Here is a 16,430-nt window from a genome sequence, read left to right as displayed (position 1 = left end):
GGCCGGCAGAGCTCTCGTATCGTCGGGGACGTCACGTCCCTACGAACAAATGAATAATTCAAGGCGCGGCTGCGGACGGAATCCTCTGCCGGGACGAGACGGTGATAGCGGAATGACCTTGGAAAGCGCCGCCGACCGCGGCTTCGGTCCGATAGCTCAAATTGCAAAAACCGCTTGAACCTCACGCCACGTCAGGGTGTAGCCTGGAATCTGCTCGCGAGCCTTTCGGTAAGCTTGAGAGACGCGACGCATCGGGACCGGATGTGGCAGCAGCCAAATGACAAAGCAGGCATCATCGAACACTGGCGGACCGTGAATGTTTCTCAATGGATGCACGAAAGAGCATGAAACGCGGTTTCAGCCGCGGCCCTTTCCTGGATCTGCATCCAGCCAGCGCGAAGAACAAGCCCAAGACTTCCCTCGAATCTCGGAGGTAAAGCGATCGCGGGATCACACGTCTCGCTGCCGTCTCATGCGAAACGCTTAGTGTCGAGATGGCAGCGTGGACTTCTACGGATGATTGGGCTGGCCGCAATTTATCAGCCGTGCAACGCTTCCGCTACAATCCTTCAATAGCGCAAGATCGGCAGGATGTGTGCCGCCACACTTAAGATGGTCACTTCCCGAATCCACCCCAAATCTCCTAAACGATGACCACATAGGAGAGAGATTATGTGAAGTCGCACCGTTCGTACTTGAACGCGACCCGAACGGCGCCGGCGGGTGGCGGCATTAAGCCAAGACCGTTCTGTCGCAAGCAAGTCGAACAAGGAGACATGGATGAAACTGGTGAAGACCATCGTAATCGCGGGCGGCATCTCGGCTTTCCTTGCGTACCCTATCATTGCGCAAAGCCTCGCCGCCGACGCCAAGGCTCGCAAAGGCGTGCAAGGTACGAGCCTACAGAGCGACATGAGCGATGATGAGGACCCGTCTCCAAAGCTCAGGGCCTCGGGCCTAAGGATGGGCAGGAAGTCGACCAAGGGCGCAAAGAGCGCAGCCGGCGGCAATCCGCAGGACGAGGACACGCCCAATAACTCCCCGACCAGCAACACGCCAACAAGCGGCAAGCGACACTGACGCGAGGCCCTGTCCGGATAAACCTTCGGTCGCGCTCTGCGGCCGGAGGTTCAGCTCGCATAGCGTCATTTTCCGACTGCAAACGACGAGCACGCGCGTCGATCGCAACTCCCTGATCTTGTCACTGGCCTGTCGGGTAACGAGATGCGTCTTACGCTTGGATCTCGTACGACCGCGTCGTCTTACTGACATACATGTCTGGAAGCTGTCCAAGCGGTCGCTGACCTCGCTGAAAGAAGGCACGTTTTTCTCATCGACCTATCCTTGTCTGGCACGCTGATTGCCCTCCGCGCATGGCTTGATTGCTCAATTCGCCCCAAGCCGGCTCGTCGCGCACCTCCCGCGGGCGGCATCTTCCCGCTGCCTGCACGCTTTGTTGGTCCCGTTCCTGGACCCGCGCTTCACGAGCTCATGCTTTACTCGCGAAAGGGCTGCGCACGTGACTGCGTGGCATGCATGTTGCTGGGAGGAGTCTGGACTTGGCTTCTCATACGTTCGAGCCCCCGGAGACGGCCAAGCCTCCTCCCAGACTAGCGCGGGTGGTCCCCCAAGCCGCCCGCGCGCATTTTCCTTAGCCGCCGCCAAGGACGGACTTGCCGAGGGTGCAGCTCGGATGTGACGGAGTGAGATGAGCCTCGTAGGCCACCAATACGATCCAGGTATCTGCTGATCCGCATCCCGCGATGCGGCTACCATTTGCCGTATAGCGGCGGGATCATTGCATCCTGGCGATCAAAGCTCACGCAGGCACGGCGCGATGCTCGACAGGCCTGCATCGCGACAAGTGGCGGCGGCAATCTTTATACTGTCACAGGGCTACTACACGATCTCGAAGTACCGTCGACGTTCGAATTCGGTAACCCGATGCTGAACCGCCTCCCATTCCCACCTGCGAGAGCAGGAGAACGCTTCAACGAACCTTTCTCCGAAGACATCATTGGCTGCCGGGGACTGCGCAAACCGATAGGTTGCCTCTGACAGGCTTTGAGGCAGTCTATCAGACGGACGGCAGATCTCCGCGCTCGCGTCACCGACGATCGAAGCCTGGAGCGCCGCATTCGTCTCGATACCCAATATGCCGGAACCGACGGCAGATGCGAGGGCAAGATATGGGTTCAGGTCCGCGCCGGGCAGCCTGTATTCGAGGCGATGCGCAGACGGCTCTCCCGGAATAACGCGTACCGCGCAGGAGCGGTTGTCAATTCCCCAACTCGAACAGATTGGCGCCCAGCTGCCAGGTACCAATCTCTTGTAGCTATTGAAGTTCGGCGCAGCCAGCACGCAGAAGTCATTCATGTATTTCAGTTGTCCCGCGATGAATTGCGCCATGAGCTTCGAGACGTTGTGAAGCGCCTCACGGTCGTAAAACGCATTCTGACCATCTGCGGACATCGAGATGTGAATATGGCCGGACTGGCCTGGCCAGTTCTCGGAGACTTTTGCCATGAACGTAGCTATCATGCCTCGGGTTTGCGCCCAGGCCTTTATCATCGACTTTAACATGATTGCTCGATCGGCAGCTTCCAGGGCATCACAATGATGAAGTGATGCTTCGATCACGCCAGGTCCCGTCTCGAAGTGCAGCCCGCTGAGAGGTATTCTGGATTCCTCGCAAAGTGCCAAGATCTCGCCGAACAGATCCTGGTGCGCGAGGGAACGCGCAATCGAGTAGCCGAACGGGCCCCGCGTGAACGGAGCCCATTCGCCAAACGGCTTGTCTTCGATCGTGTCGGCGTTCTCCTTGAACAGCATGAACTCAAACTCGAACCCGGCAGTGCAGTCGTACCCATGGTCAGCAGCCCTTCGCAGGACCCTACGCAGAACACCGCGCGGGCAGACGGCCTCATGCGCGCCCATAAACTCGGCGAGGTAGAGGTAGTGATCGCCGACACAGGATACTGAACGGCCGGTACTTGAGAGGATACGCAGATCGGCGTCCCCAAATGCCGACAGCGGCTTTTGCGTGAAATGCGCCGGAATGACCCGGTCGGAACAATCCCAGGCAAGCACCGCTTCGGAGAACTTGATGACCTTGTCCCCACCCGAGAGATTTTCTCGGAGAACGTGTTTGCCTCGAAGAATGCCATCGAAGTCACTCACGCCGACCATCGCCGCGGCGGCTGAATTCGCGCAACCTACCCGGCTGTCGGTCATTGGTTTGCTTCCTGCGCCACCAAATCGAACACCTGGTTCATCCGCATCGCGCGCAATTGCCGATAATCATCCTCGAGTTGCATCAGGTCGTTATTCACGAGGTACACAATGCCTGGTGTCGATACCAGGTCGATCGTCGGAACCAATTCTTGACCGATCGGAACGAATGCGATGGCGTCCGCGAAGCTCGGGAGCTTGCGGATTTCATCGAGTCCGGAATAACCGGTCACGACGCCGCCCATGTCGGAAATCAGCGAGACACACAGTGCATGAGCCTGCCGCTTGTAGACCCCGCGCCGCCTCATATACTCGGCGAAGCCTTTGGGATCCGCGTAGCGCCAAGCCGTGAGCGTCAAATGGTTATGGCCCAAAGCCATCGTCCGAGCTTTCGCCGACATGGTTCCTTGCAGCCTCGCTCCGAAATCGACCAGAACCGGTCCCCGACCATCGACGATGATCTCGGCATGAGCGGGCCCGTCGGCGATCCGAAGAGCCCGCAATGCACGTACAAGGTAGTCGGACAACTCCTGAACGATTGGCTCCTTGCCACCCAATAACCGCTCGAGTGAGCAGATCGATGACGCGCCCTCGACGGGGACGGTGTCATAGGTCCAGGCCTCCGTGACGAAGGCATCTCCGTCGATCGAGACGGCATTTACGGTATATTGCTGGCCGTTTATCTTTTCCTGTGCGAGCGCCAGTTTATTGAACGCTCCGACCCGGTTCGTCTTCCCGACGATCGCAGTCACGGCGCGCTGAACATCCGCGTCCGTCGAGCAAAAGAACACGTCTTCCGTGCCTGTGCTGTTCAGGGGTTTGATCACGATCTCTTCGAAACTCTCCTCACGCTTCCAGCTTGTGATCTCTCCAGCATTGTCGGACACGATCTGCCTGATCGATCGCACGCCAGCTGAGGCCAACGCTTCGGACAAACGCGACTTGTCGCGCCGGGCGGCCGAAAGGGCGGTCCCATTCGAAGGTAGGCCCAGCTGCTCCGAGATGGAATCGGCGAGCTCAACTCCGGTCTCGCATCCCGCTATGACGAACTCCAGCTCCCTGCCATGGAGAGCCTTAAGGTGATATTCGACGATCTCCTCGAACCCCATGTGCTCGGGCGGACGAATGAACTCATCATACAGATCCGCATCGAAATGCGATTGGAAGATGGCTGGAATCCGTGCAGCCGACATCACATGCACTGTTCCAATCCCGTACCGCTTGAACTCTTCCGGCAGAAATCGGCCAGTCGAATATGCGTCGACGATTACACACTTCCGTTCGTTCATGCGGACCTCCGGTATTGCAGGCAGACGTTGCCGACGGCGACAGTCGTAATGAGAACATTTCCAACGAACGTATGTGGCGAGGGCACGATGCGAGAATCGAAGTATTGAAACAGGAACGTGACGACAGGGGCGGTGGAGAGGACCATGTTGACCGTGAAGGGCTCCACGCGGCGAATGCCCTCCTGGATCAAGAGCAAAGGAACGATGATCGTGGATAGTCCAATCGTTGCGATCGCAAGCCAATGCCGTGAGATCTCGAGCGCAATGGAGGAATGGTCGACCAGTCCCAGCAGCACAAGGATTGTTCCGTAAAACCGATGCGCCAGCACTTGTCGACCGGAAAATCCGCGGTCAAACAGCAATTTGACGAGTATATTCGTCAGGGCGAGCGACAGGCCGGCCACCACTGCCAGGACGATACCGAAGGACGACCGAGCTCCCCACGCCACCCCGGCGTTGCCGGTTGCCGAGATCCAGATCATGTAACCACCGATCGCCGCGATCGTGACGCTCACGACGATATCGGATAGCGGAGGGACGCCCTGCCGCCTGATCAGCGCGTTTAGCCACACCGTCGCGGCGGGCCCTAACGCCACCATGAACGCGACGACGATCGCTGGCTCGGCGTATTTCAGCCCGATAAACAACCCGATCCAGCTCATCGCGGTCACGATATTGAGCGATACAAAAACCAGGAGCGCCGACTTGGCGCCCCGGGCCGTTGCCCCCTCGTGACCTGCCAGGAGATTGAATGTCAGGCACACCGCGGCAAAGGACACAAGGAGAGCGACGAACACATCGGCCTGCTGAAAATACGATGCCGCATAAACCTCGCCTGCCGCGCTCAGGACGACATAAAGCGCCACGAAGAGAACTCCCAGCGCGAAGCGCCCCGTCAATCGCCCGCCCTTCCCCTGCCGGTGGCGCGGCGCAGCGCGCCCCCCGAACCATGCTTGTGCATCGGTTCCCAGAGAGTCGTCCTTCGACCTGGGCGGACCGCGCTTGGTTCGAAACGTCACAATCAGCCTCTAATGTTTCTTGGCGTGGCAATACGCAACGCACGCTTCTCCAAATGCCGTGAACAGCCGCCCGCTCAGGGGATCGGTTGAGACGTGCCATTCGGGGTGCCATTGCACGCCGATTTGCAGCGTCGGCGCGCCAACGACGGAAGCGGCTTCGACCAGACCGTCAGGCGCCCACGCCTCCGGCCTCAGCGCGCTGGCAAGCGCATCTATGCCTTGATTGTGCAGGGAGTTCACTTGCACTTCGGAGGCGCGCGCGATCGGAGAAAGCGCACCGTCGGAGCATACCCTCACGCTGTGCGCGGCATCGTACTGGCGGTCTCTTGGACGATCCGGCTTCTCGGCATGCATCAGGGCACTTCCCAGCCTCCATTCCGCAAGCGATGGATGGAGTGTGCCGCCGAAATAGACGTTAAGCTCCTGCAGCCCGCGGCAGATGCCTAGAATCGGCATTCCGAGCGCGATGGCCCTATCGATGGCTATCGCAGACAGCCTGTCCCGTGGGCGGTCGCGGATACCATCCTCAACATCCTGCTGATCGGCTGCTGGATGGGATGCAGGCGCTTTCAAGACGGCAGGATCAAGATTCGATTCATCTCCCGTCAAGACCAGGCCGTCGAGCGTGTTCATGATCGCCCGGGCAGCATCGCCCCGCGCATCTTCAGCGTCGATCGTCGGCAGTATGACGCACGCCACACCCGCGTGTTGAAGGAGAGCCTTGACGTATTTGCGCCGCAACCAGTCGCGATGCACGCCATCGACCAAAAGACGGTTCGAGGTGACGCCGACCACGGCGCGGGCCTTGTCTGACCGCTGCAATGTCACGCCATCTGCCCCTTTGCACGGCCATCGGCCACCGACTGCTCGTACAAGCGTCGATTTCGCTCCTTCAACTGGGTCATGACACTGGGTTGACCTTGCGGCCCCTTGACGAAGAGGCCTCCCCAGCTCGCGGCAACCTTTGCGTAACCCGGATCCTGCATCCGGATCTTCTGGGCTTTGTGCAAAAGCCAGAACGGGATGCCCGGCGACAAGTGGTGCTCGAGATGGTACTCGTCCAGGTTCTGTCCAAGGATGGCGCGCTCGAGGAAATTCCCTTTCCGATTCCGGGTCAGATAGACGTTCTTCGTTTCGGTCTCGCACATCGGTGAGTGCTCGGCGAGTTCGACAAACCACCCGAGAACCTGAAACGTGGTGAGATAGGGCACGACCCAAAACAGGATCACGATATGGAGCAGCCCAAGAGTATATGATCCGGCCAGGATGCTGATCCAGAAGAGGTAGAAACCATACCTGTCGACAAGTATGCTCGAGCGGCTCTGGTCTTCGGGATCCGCGATCGAAAACCGATTGGTCCAGAGATACTTCAGATAGGCCAGCGTCGCGCCACCAAATATCGGCTTCCAGATGATGTTGAAGGCGTACCGCTCAGGGGGCTGGACGTCGTAGACACCATTGGCCATGAAGAACTTCAGGTCGGGATCCTTCTCCGGGTCGCCGAGATAGGGATGATGCAGATAGACGTGCGAGATTCGGTAGGCCCAGTGGCGCTGGAACAAGGGATAGGCAGCGAAAATAATGCCGAGGACGTAGTTCCAGGTCGTGTTCTTCGCCAGCGTACGGTGAGCCGCATCATGAGCGATCGTCGTCAGACCTCGCTGGTAGGCGCCGATCAGAAGAACGGCGACCGGGTAGAGCCACCAGGAGACGCAGACCGTCGCGAGCGTGCAAGCGGCAATTACAGCGTAATCCTTGGCGATATAGGCGAGCCCGGTTATATTGTCGGGCCTCAGGTCGGAGAGTTGCTTATTGATCTCGCGGCTGAACTGAACAGCCTCATAACGGGACGACCTCAGTTTCCAAGCGTCTGCCTGATTCATGAGAACCTCTTCCTGATGGCCTTACAAGTTGTCAGATTGCGGAAAGCGCCCTGTCCAGGTCGCGCACGATGTCGTCGACATCTTCGATGCCGACGCAAAGTCGGATTGAGCCGCCGAATATTCCGGCGGCCTCGCGCTTCTCCCGTGGAACGGTGGTGTGAGTCGTCGACACAGGATGCGTCACGAGCGTACGGGCATCGCCGACATTCGAAACGTGATACATCAGGTCGACGTTCTGGATGAACTTGCGCCCGGCCTGCTCGTCCTCGACCTCGAACATGACCATCGCACCGTGCCCGTATGCGGGATTGAGCGTCTGGTCGACGGTTTCCTGATCGGCGCCTTCGAACAGCCCCGGGTAGACGACACGGCGTACTTTCGGATGCGCCTTAAGAACATCGGCCACGATCCTGGCATTCGCGCAGTGCTGCTTCATGCGAAGGGGCAGCGTTTCAAGACCCTGGATCAGCTGAAAGCTCGCAAAGGGGGCAATCGCCGCACCGGTATCGCGCAACCAGGTCATGCGAGCTTTCAGGAGAACCTCGCTTTTTCCGAGATCCTCGACATCTTGCAGCGCGTTGCGCCAGATGATTCCGCCATGCGCCTCGTCAGGACTGTTGAACAAGGGAAAGCGAGACGCTCCCCGGTAGCTGAACTTGCCGTTGTCAACGATCAGGCCGCCCAGCGTCGTGCCATGGCCGCAGATGTATTTCGTTGCGGAGTACGTCGTAATCGCAGCACCGAGATCTGACGGCCGGCATACCAACGGCGTCGTAGTATTATCCACGACCAAAGGAACGCCGTGCTTTCGGCCGATCTCGGCCAGCTGTTTGACCGGGAGCGGTATCAGACAGGGGTTTGAAATCACCTCTCCGAACAGGCAGATCGTACGATCATCGATGGCACGCTCGAAAGTCTCGGGCCGTCGAGGGTCTGCTGTCCTGACGCTGATACCAAGACGCTTCAGGGTGTTGTGGAGCAGGTTCCACGTATTGCCATAGAGATACGGCGAGGCGACGACATTGTCCCCCACTTCGCCGCTCGACAGATTGACGATGGCAAGGAAAGTCGCTGCTTGACCAGATGCGACGGCGAGCGAGTCGCGTCCCATATCGACCGCCGCATACCTTCTTTCCAGCGCGCGGGTCGTCGGATTGATGATCCTCGTATAGGTGAACCCATCAGCCTTGACGTTGTAGACGTCGGCAATGTGATTTAGATCGCCATCGAGTTCATAAGCCGTGTTTTGATAGATCGGCACCGCGACAGCTTTCGTCACCGGATCACGTCGGTAGCCCGCGTGCAGCACGGCGGTCTCGGTGGAATATGGAAGCTGCGCGGTCCTTGCGAACTGCGGTGATATCTCGACGCGGCGGCCGCACTCCTTCGCTGGTGCCGACCCGGCCGATGGAGCTGGGCCGGAGCGAAAGTATGTACGAAAGGCACAGCCCAATTGTTCGATCCAACTGGGGTGGATTTCGCCAATGCAACCGACCCGAAAACTCCGCGTCGCGACGTGCAGCTTCGAGTAGACGTAAAGGTTATGGGCCGCAAGATGACGATATAGCCCATCAAATCCTGCCTGATCCACGATTCCGGATGGCGCACTGAAGGCGACGCAGACCGGAGACTGCAAGTCGGCGGACAGCAGCGGAGACACTATGCCTTCGAGTTCCTGGACGAGATCGTCTCTGACCTTCTCGTACCTGCGGCGCCTGGCATCAATGCCCTCGTCCTGCAGAATCTCCAAGGCCTTCGTTGTTGCCTGAACAATGTGGGTGGGCGGCGTCGATCGCCATTCACCTGTACGCTCGAGCGAGAGCCATTGATCTCTCACGTCGAGCACAAATGACCTTGGTTTTTGAACCGCATTTTCCAGCAGCCCGCGAGTCGCGATGACAAACGCCACTCCTGGCGGACCTTCGATGCACTTGTTGCTCGACGTCACCAGGACGTCCGGCCCACCCCTGCTCAGGTCAACGTCAATCGCGCCAACCGAACTCATGCCGTCGACGATCGTCCTGACACCACGCCGCCTCGCCTCCTCTATGATGGCGTCAAGCGGGTTGACTATGCCAGTCGTCGTCTCGCAATGAACAAGACACAGGTGGGTAACACCGGGATTTCGGCTCAGATGCTCGGCAACCACCTGGGGGTCCAGGGGCTCGGTCGCTCGGTTGACAAGCTTGAGCGCCTCGACGCCCCACAGCTGCAGAATCTTGAAAATGCGCTCGCCATAGATGCCGTTTATGCAAACGAGCGGCCTGTCGTCCCTGGACACGAATGACGACAAAGCGGCTTCCATGGCAAAGGAGCCACCTCCCTGAATAGGGACCACCGAATAGCCCTCGGCATTTCCCAGCAGATTGAGCATCAGCCGCCTCATCCGGGCGGTCACCTCCTTGAACTCGCAATCGCGCGATGCGAGATCGAACTGCATCTGGCTCCTGACCGCTGGCGACAGCGACAGTGGACCAGGCGTCAGCAGTGAGCGCTGTCTTGTCACACCATTCCCCCTAAACCGTGTTTCGTCGAAGATTCTGATAGCGCGATGACGCGACCTGACTCCGTTAGGCGCGAGATCCGTCGGCTCATCTGCCACAGCCGTCATGCACGCAACGATTCGAGCGCCCTCGCCAGCTTTCGCTGCAAACCAGGCATGTTGATCGATCGGCTTGCGCACGACCCATGTCCTTCAGACGAATGTTGACGCTCGAACAAAGGTGCACGTCGGAACCATCGCGCACGGACATAGATCCACGCGTGGCGCACCCTGCGAGTTGGTTTGCTGACGCGCCTGATCCTGCGTGAGCCTGAGACTTGGGACAATCGCATACTGTCACTCATTGGAGAATTCCGGACGCTGACGACCTTTGACATCATTTTCAGATCGTACAACTTGACGTTAGGTGCGTTTCAACCCTCTTCCAAACTCTTCTCGTGTGAATTTTTCCTGACGTGCTCGTAAGCGTCCATTGGGAACGGCGACCGAAGGCTGGCCACCGGTTGCAGAAATCAGCAGCAAGCCAGTTGAGAGGATCGTTTCCGATGTTGGGTCGCGTTGGACCGGCGCGGCACGAGAAGAGGAGCCCTCAGACTGAACTCTTGATCGTGATGGCAAGATCGATAGTTGGCCCGTTTCACCGGCAAGACTTCGTCCGGACCAACATCACCAACCCAATGACGCTGGAGCCGCGCCAGCACTCGAAACCGGAAGTAAGCCCTGCTGGCTGGAAGCTGACGCGCCATCGAAAGCATGTGTAAAAGGACTATGATCGGAAGCCGGCAGGCTGTGCGGTGCGATGCCAGACGAGCCGCCTGACCGGGCAAACGCCGCTTAACGAACGCAATCCGCCTGCTGAACCTCCATGACTCATCGGTGTCATCGAGGTTCTGGCCGCAGCCAACGTGGTTCGCACTCATCAGCGTGCGCCATTTGGCGGCCTATCCTGATCACGACCAATTCGTCATCCAGCGGCAAGAAGACGGCTTTCCGGAACCCGCATGACGCTCGCCATCATCGATCGTCTCATCGGGCACGTCACCATTGTCGAGATGAACGTCGAGCGCTGTTGGTGACGGACCGCCCTCCAATGATCGCGGTCCCGGACGGCCGACAATGGGCGCGACATCGAAATTGTCGCTGATTGCCCAACATGGAACGCGACAAGCATTGCGGGAATCACCGCCGCGCCGAGAGGCGGCCGGCTTCTCCGCTTGATGTAGCGGCGGATCGCGCACACCCGCGAGGCCGCCTCCGCAATGCCGTCAATATGGTCCATAGCTGCGGCCTTCTACGGCTTCCGCCGCCTCATCTGGTTGCTGGCGCCCTTGTTGTGCCAGCTGCCCTCCCTATTCGCCGCGCGAACCAGTTCATGCCAGGCTGAGCCCACGTTTTTTCAGGGACGATCGATTGGTGTACCAGTTGCGAGAGGTAGCCCTGTCGTCATAGTCCCTGTGCGACCAGCGCAAGCCGAAGCGCGGCCAGAACGCTGATGTCATTGCGGTGTTCGACGGCGTCCCCCGCCGCTTGCGCGGCCTGTACGAGGGCGACCTCTTTGCGTTCGGTTATTAATTTGTCGGATTCGATTTGGGCCAGCTGCTTTTCACGCTCATTCGCCGGGAGCGCGGCGGCATCGTCGCTGTTCGCATCGATCAGTTCGCTCACCTTTTCGACCAAAGTGTCGCGGAGGAGCCAGCAGAGCAGCCCAATCACGTCAGGAACTTGGCCAGACGCCCTGCCTACAACCCGCGTGCCCGCGCCGAGGACGACAGCCATCAGATTGTGCTCCTGCAGGGTGAACGGCCATTTGATATCACGCGCGTCTTCGTCAATCATAGCCGAGACAGACGGTGCCCCACGTTCCGCCAGTTGCGCGATGAACGCAACAGCATCTCGCTTCTTCGCCTCACTGGGAAACGGCGCATTGCGAATCCGCTCGGCATCGGCTTCGAGCTCGCCAATTCGCAGTCGCAGGCGCCCGAGAGCCTGACTGATCGATTCGCCTCGCTCTAGAATATCCGCCAGCGCGATTGGTGAGACTGAGGCAAGACGCATGCCGGACGGCAGGCCGCTGCGCACCAGAAAGGCCCGGCAGCGGGATGCCAGGCTTTCGCAGTTCCGCATGCGTGCGGCGGCGGCCGCCTCCTGGGTGATAAGGCGACGTAATTTTTCAGCGAGGCTGGCGGCCCGCATGTCGAGGTCACGGATTTGCGCCGCCTCCCTGTCCGTACCGAGGCCTCCCGCAGTACGGGCCAATATCAGCTGTTGGCGGCGGGTCTCGACGCGATGAAGATCGGCACGAGCTGCACGCATCTCCTCCTCAAGCGGCAACCACGATGAGCGCGCATCCGCTGCGCGATGAATAATTGCCTCGAACCGTTGCCGTGCGCCCTCGTCGGGAAGCAGGTCGGCAAGGTTGATTTGAAAGTCACTCTTGAAACCTATCTGGTCATTCACGTGTCGTCTCGCAGCGGTTGTATGTCAGACACCCCGGATTTTCCGGCAATAATCAACCGAACCGGTCCGTGACCCGGATGGAGAACAAAGCAGGATGGAAAATGGGGACCGTCGTTTTGAAGCACGGGAGGCGATGCCGCGTGCGACCGGCGTAATCACCCGCTCACATCAAGTCGCCACATCAGTGCTTCCCAAAAAAGGTGAGACACCGCTGTCGAACCTCGCTACTTGACCAAGGGCGCAGTTTATCAAGTGAAAGTGCGGCGGCAGAGCAATACCGAGTTGTTGGCGTGAGTGAACACGGTCGCAGCCCCGATGACCGCCTCCCCTCGCTTTTGACCTCGATCATTGTATTTGGATTGGATTCGAACACTGAACGTCGAACCCATAACGCTAGGCGAGCCAGCTGACGAGAAGCTGACGCGCGGGCCGTCGGGGCGCCGCTCAGGAGAGCCATGCCATCGCGCTCGCGCCCGTCCAACTTTTTTCGCGCGATACCAGGATCGCGGCCGCGACACCGAGATTTCGATCGGCGCGTTGCGTGACATCAGATAACCGACCGTCCGCCTCGTCCCGAAGAGGTTGGCCAAAACGCAGCAAGTAGCCACCCGACGGTCGCCATACCAGTAACGGGAGGGATCAGAACAAATGCGCGCTTCATAACCTCGCTAAGCAACCGCCGGTTTGCCGGATGCGGGCAGCCCCGGGGGAAGGAGGGATACCTTGATTGATACCCTTATCCTGCGCCGGAGGTCGAGGGCAGATCGTCGAGCCCACTGCGCGGCTCCGCTAGATGAGAGCTCGCCGCGGCACGAGCCCGCAACAAACAGCGTGAAGCGAAAACTCAAGCAACCGGAAGTCGGACTTCTTCTCTGGCCTTTGTCCTGGCGTCGTAGATTCTGACCTGGAGCATGGGACGGCGCTTCTTGAGCTCCTGCGCCCCTGCCCAAGCTCCGTCTCTGGTCGCGAATTCGGTTTTCAATTGACCATCGACTTCAAGCACATAACCAGAAGCTGGCAGGCGAGGAGTGGCTGCGATCATGTTATTCCTTTACGTGATGAGTCCGCTCAATGCCCTTGCCTAATCTGAGTCGCCCTGGCCTGCCAGCACGCTGGTGAGGGGCGTATCCAGGCAATTGATGGCACGAAGCCGATTTGAGAGGAGCGATGACTACTGACCGCCGAGAATCGCGCGCGCGATCAAGACATCGACTACGGCTCGCGCCATTTGTTCAGGGCCCTGCTCCATGGTCTTGAGATGAATTTCTGGTCTTGTCGGCGCTTCGTAGAATGCGTCGATGCCGGTGAAGTTCTTGATCTTGCCCGACTTGGCCTTCGAATATAGACCCTTGGGATCGCGCCGTGCGCATTCTTCGATCGGCGTGTCGACAAAGACTTCGATGAATTCCTTCTGGCCGACCAGGTTGCGCACCATGGCTCGTTCGGCTTCGTAGGGTGAAATGAAGGAACAGATCACGATCAAGCCGCTGTCCACCATCAACTTAGCAACCTCTCCAACGCGCCTGATATTCTCCACGCGATCGGCTTTGGAAAAGCCGAGGTCCGCATTAAGTCCGTGCCGGAGGTTGTCCCCGTCCAGCAGCATGACATGCTGCGACATTGCATACAGCTTTTGATCGACGATGTCGGCAATCGTCGACTTTCCCGCGCCGGACAGCCCGGTGAACCAAATGATGCAAGGCTTCTGGTTCTTGAGGGCGGCCCGCTGCTCTCTTCCGACTGCAAGGGGTTGCCAGGAGATGTTGGCCGCCCGGCGCAGCGGACATACGATCATCCCGGCTGCGACCGTGCGGTTGGTATAACGGTCAATGACGATGAATGATCCGGTCTTGCGGTTCAGCGCGTAAGGATCGAATGCCACAGGCAGCGCGGTTGAGACATTGCAAAATCCGATCTCGTTAAGACCAAGCGTCCGGGTTGCCAGGTGCTCCCGCGTATTGACGTCGATCCGATGGTTGATCGCACTAATGCTGCCGGCCGTCGTCTGCGATCCGATGCGCAGAATGTAATTGCGACCGGCAACGAGCTGGTCCTCATCCATCCAGATCAGATGAGCGGCGAATTGGTCGGTCAGCTCCGGCCGCTCGGTCGGACGCGCCAGGAGATCGCCGCGCCCAATATCGATTTCGTCTTCAAGAGTAATCGTGATTGCATCCCCGGTCTCGGCCCTGGACAGGTCACCGCTATGCGTCACAATCCGCCGGACGCGCGCGGTCCGCCCAGACGCTGCGACAACGATGTCGTCTCCCACCGCGATGCTTCCCGAGGCGACGGACCCGGCATAACCGCGAAAATCCAGGTCGGGCCGGTTTACCCACTGCACCGGAAAGCGGAAGGCCTGCAGGGAGCTGTTGGACTGGATATCGATGCTCTCGAGGTGGCCGAGCAGGCAGGGACCATCGTGCCAGTGAGTGTTGTCGGAGCGATTGACGACATTGTCGCCGTACCTGGCAGAGATCGGGATCGGAACGATCGATTCGAAGCCAAGATCGCCGGCAAAGGCCACATAGTCGGCGACGATCCGATCAAAGGCCTGTTTGCTGTAGTGGACGAGGTCGATCTTGTTCACTGCCACGACGAGATGGCGGATGCCAAGGAGCGAACAGATGAAGGAGTGGCGCCTGGTTTGGACCAGCACGCCCTTGCGGGCATCGATGAGGATGATAGCGAGCTGAGCATTTGAGGCACCCGTCGCCATGTTGCGAGTATACTGCTCGTGGCCAGGCGTATCTGCCACCATAAACGAGCGCCGCTCCGTCGCAAAGAAGCGGTAAGCCACGTCGATCGTGATACCTTGCTCTCGTTCGGCTTCAAGCCCATCGACGAGCAGCGCGAAATCGATCTCACGGCCGGTCGCGCCGTGCTTGGCGCTGTCCCGTTCCAGCGCCGTCAGCTGATCCGTGTAGATCATCTTGCTGTCGTGCAGCAGCCGGCCGATCAAAGTCGATTTGCCGTCATCCACCGAACCGCACGTGATGAATCGCAGCTGATCCTTTGGCTCGGCCTGGACAGATTCCGCTATCGACTTGACAAGCATCAAAAGTAGCCTTCCCGCTTCTTTCTCTCCATCGAAGCGGCTTCATCGGCATCGATCAGGCGGCCCTGGCGCTCAGACACCGTCGCAGTCCGCATCTCTGCGACAATGCCTTCGATCGTCGTCGCATCAGATTCGATAGCCCCGCTCAAAGGATAGCATCCCAGCGTGCGAAAGCGGATCATCCGCATTTGTGGCGTCTCGCCAGGCAGAAGCGGCAATCGCTTGTCGTCGATCATGATCGCCGCGCCATTTCGACGCACGACCGGTCTTTGCTTTGCGAAGTAGAGCGGGACGACCGCGATCTTCTCGCGCATGATGTATTCCCACACGTCGAGCTCAGTCCAGTTTGACATAGCGAAAACGCGCATTGTTTCGCCCTGGCGAATCCGGGTGTTGAACAGGTTCCAGAGCTCCGGCCGCTGATTACGAGGGTCCCATACGTGCCCGGCCGAACGGAAGGAGAGAATCCGCTCTTTTGCGCGGCTCTTTTCCTCATCACGGCGGGCACCGCCGAAAGCCGCATCGAATTCGTGGAGGTCGAGCGCCTGCTTCAGGGCGTCTGTCTTCATCACCCGGGTATGAAGCGCGGAGCCGGAGTCGATCGGATTGATCCCGCGCTCGATGCCCTCATGGTTTACATGGACGATCAGATCAAGGCCGAGCCGCCTGGCTGTCGCATCCCGGAAGCTGATCATCTCGCGGAACTTCCAGGTCGTGTCGACGTGGAGCAGGGGAAAAGGCAACTTTGCGGGATAGAAGGCCTTGATCGCAACGTGCAGCATCACGCTCGAGTCTTTTCCGATCGAGTAAAGCATGACCGGCTTTTTGAACTCGGCGACCACGTCTCGCATGATTTCGATCGATTCAGCTTCGAGACGACGCAGATGTTTGGGCAGCATATGGTGCAGGATCTCTGTTGCTCGCCGGTCTACGGCTGCGGCCATGAGAAATGCCGGGGAGGAAGACCGCTCGCCATGACGCATGGCTCGC

11 protein-coding genes are annotated in these 16,430 nt (G+C 59.1%); 1 reads left to right on the top strand and 10 read right to left on the bottom strand.

Annotated elements, in window-relative coordinates; translation table 11 throughout:
• Positions 1-780: 780 nt before the first annotated feature.
• On the top strand, positions 781-1,080 hold the full coding sequence (locus tag ACVW17_RS16995) for a hypothetical protein (RefSeq protein ID WP_456797655.1): 300 nt from the start codon (positions 781-783) through the stop codon (positions 1,078-1,080).
• An 819-nt stretch (positions 1,081-1,899) separates the two neighbouring features.
• Here ACVW17_RS16995 and ACVW17_RS16990 read toward each other — a convergent pair.
• The 10 genes from ACVW17_RS16990 to cysD all read right to left on the bottom strand — a co-directional run bounded on the left by ACVW17_RS16990 (position 1,900) and on the right by cysD (position 16,339).
• The gene (locus ACVW17_RS16990) at positions 1,900-3,234 is read right to left on the bottom strand and encodes a glutamine synthetase family protein (RefSeq protein ID WP_456797654.1); all 1,335 of its coding nucleotides are present in this window, start codon (positions 3,232-3,234) and stop codon (positions 1,900-1,902) included.
• The gene (locus tag ACVW17_RS16985) at positions 3,231-4,520 is read right to left on the bottom strand and encodes an ATP-grasp domain-containing protein (RefSeq protein WP_456797653.1); all 1,290 of its coding nucleotides are present in this window, start codon (positions 4,518-4,520) and stop codon (positions 3,231-3,233) included. The genes ACVW17_RS16990 and ACVW17_RS16985 overlap by 4 nt, the downstream gene beginning before the upstream one ends.
• Complete coding sequence (locus ACVW17_RS16980) at positions 4,517-5,386, bottom strand: EamA family transporter (RefSeq protein WP_456797652.1); 870 nt, start codon at positions 5,384-5,386, stop codon at positions 4,517-4,519. The genes ACVW17_RS16985 and ACVW17_RS16980 overlap by 4 nt, the downstream gene beginning before the upstream one ends.
• Positions 5,387-5,548: 162 nt before the next feature.
• Positions 5,549-6,367 (bottom strand): gamma-glutamyl-gamma-aminobutyrate hydrolase family protein, encoded by an 819-nt coding sequence (locus tag ACVW17_RS16975; protein WP_456797651.1) that lies wholly within the window; start codon positions 6,365-6,367, stop codon positions 5,549-5,551.
• A complete protein-coding gene (gene rtxC, locus ACVW17_RS16970; protein ID WP_456797650.1) occupies positions 6,364-7,422 on the bottom strand; it encodes a dhydrorhizobitoxine desaturase in 1,059 nt (352 codons plus the stop codon). Before rtxC ends, ACVW17_RS16975 begins: the two co-directional genes overlap by 4 nt.
• Positions 7,423-7,453: 31 nt before the next feature.
• The gene (locus tag ACVW17_RS16965) at positions 7,454-10,033 is read right to left on the bottom strand and encodes a 2-aminoethylphosphonate--pyruvate transaminase (protein ID WP_456798980.1); all 2,580 of its coding nucleotides are present in this window, start codon (positions 10,031-10,033) and stop codon (positions 7,454-7,456) included.
• 1,335 nt (positions 10,034-11,368) lie between these two features.
• Positions 11,369-12,382 (bottom strand): hypothetical protein, encoded by a 1,014-nt coding sequence (locus tag ACVW17_RS16960; protein ID WP_456797649.1) that lies wholly within the window; start codon positions 12,380-12,382, stop codon positions 11,369-11,371.
• A gap of 844 nt (positions 12,383-13,226) precedes the next feature.
• Positions 13,227-13,424: a hypothetical protein gene (locus ACVW17_RS16955; protein WP_456752929.1), complete on the bottom strand. Its 198-nt coding sequence runs from the start codon at positions 13,422-13,424 to the stop codon at positions 13,227-13,229.
• Positions 13,425-13,553: 129 nt separating this feature from the next.
• Positions 13,554-15,440 carry a sulfate adenylyltransferase subunit CysN gene (gene cysN / locus ACVW17_RS16950; protein ID WP_456797648.1) on the bottom strand — a complete coding sequence of 629 codons (1,887 nt, stop codon included), beginning with the start codon at positions 15,438-15,440 and terminating at the stop codon, positions 13,554-13,556.
• A complete protein-coding gene (cysD, locus tag ACVW17_RS16945) occupies positions 15,440-16,339 on the bottom strand; it encodes a sulfate adenylyltransferase subunit CysD (protein WP_456798979.1) in 900 nt (299 codons plus the stop codon). The genes cysN and cysD overlap by 1 nt, the downstream gene beginning before the upstream one ends.
• Between the last annotated feature and the right edge of the window lie 91 nt (positions 16,340-16,430).

Source organism: Bradyrhizobium sp. USDA 4473 (genome assembly GCF_054063335.1).
Note: the sequence above shows the minus strand (reverse complement) of the source record. Positions and strands in the feature narration are given on the sequence as shown.

Coding starts and splice junctions, on each gene's coding strand:
- ACVW17_RS16985 (WP_456797653.1), bottom strand. CDS start 4,520: ATGAACGAACGGAAGTGTGTAATCGTCGACGCATATTCGACTGGCCGA.
- rtxC (WP_456797650.1), bottom strand. CDS start 7,422: ATGAATCAGGCAGACGCTTGGAAACTGAGGTCGTCCCGTTATGAGGCT.
- cysD (WP_456798979.1), bottom strand. CDS start 16,339: ATGCTGCCCAAACATCTGCGTCGTCTCGAAGCTGAATCGATCGAAATC.
- ACVW17_RS16995 (WP_456797655.1), top strand. CDS start 781: ATGAAACTGGTGAAGACCATCGTAATCGCGGGCGGCATCTCGGCTTTC.
- ACVW17_RS16965 (WP_456798980.1), bottom strand. CDS start 10,033: ATGACGGCTGTGGCAGATGAGCCGACGGATCTCGCGCCTAACGGAGTC.
- ACVW17_RS16990 (WP_456797654.1), bottom strand. CDS start 3,234: ATGACCGACAGCCGGGTAGGTTGCGCGAATTCAGCCGCCGCGGCGATG.
- ACVW17_RS16955 (WP_456752929.1), bottom strand. CDS start 13,424: ATGATCGCAGCCACTCCTCGCCTGCCAGCTTCTGGTTATGTGCTTGAA.
- cysN (WP_456797648.1), bottom strand. CDS start 15,440: ATGCTTGTCAAGTCGATAGCGGAATCTGTCCAGGCCGAGCCAAAGGAT.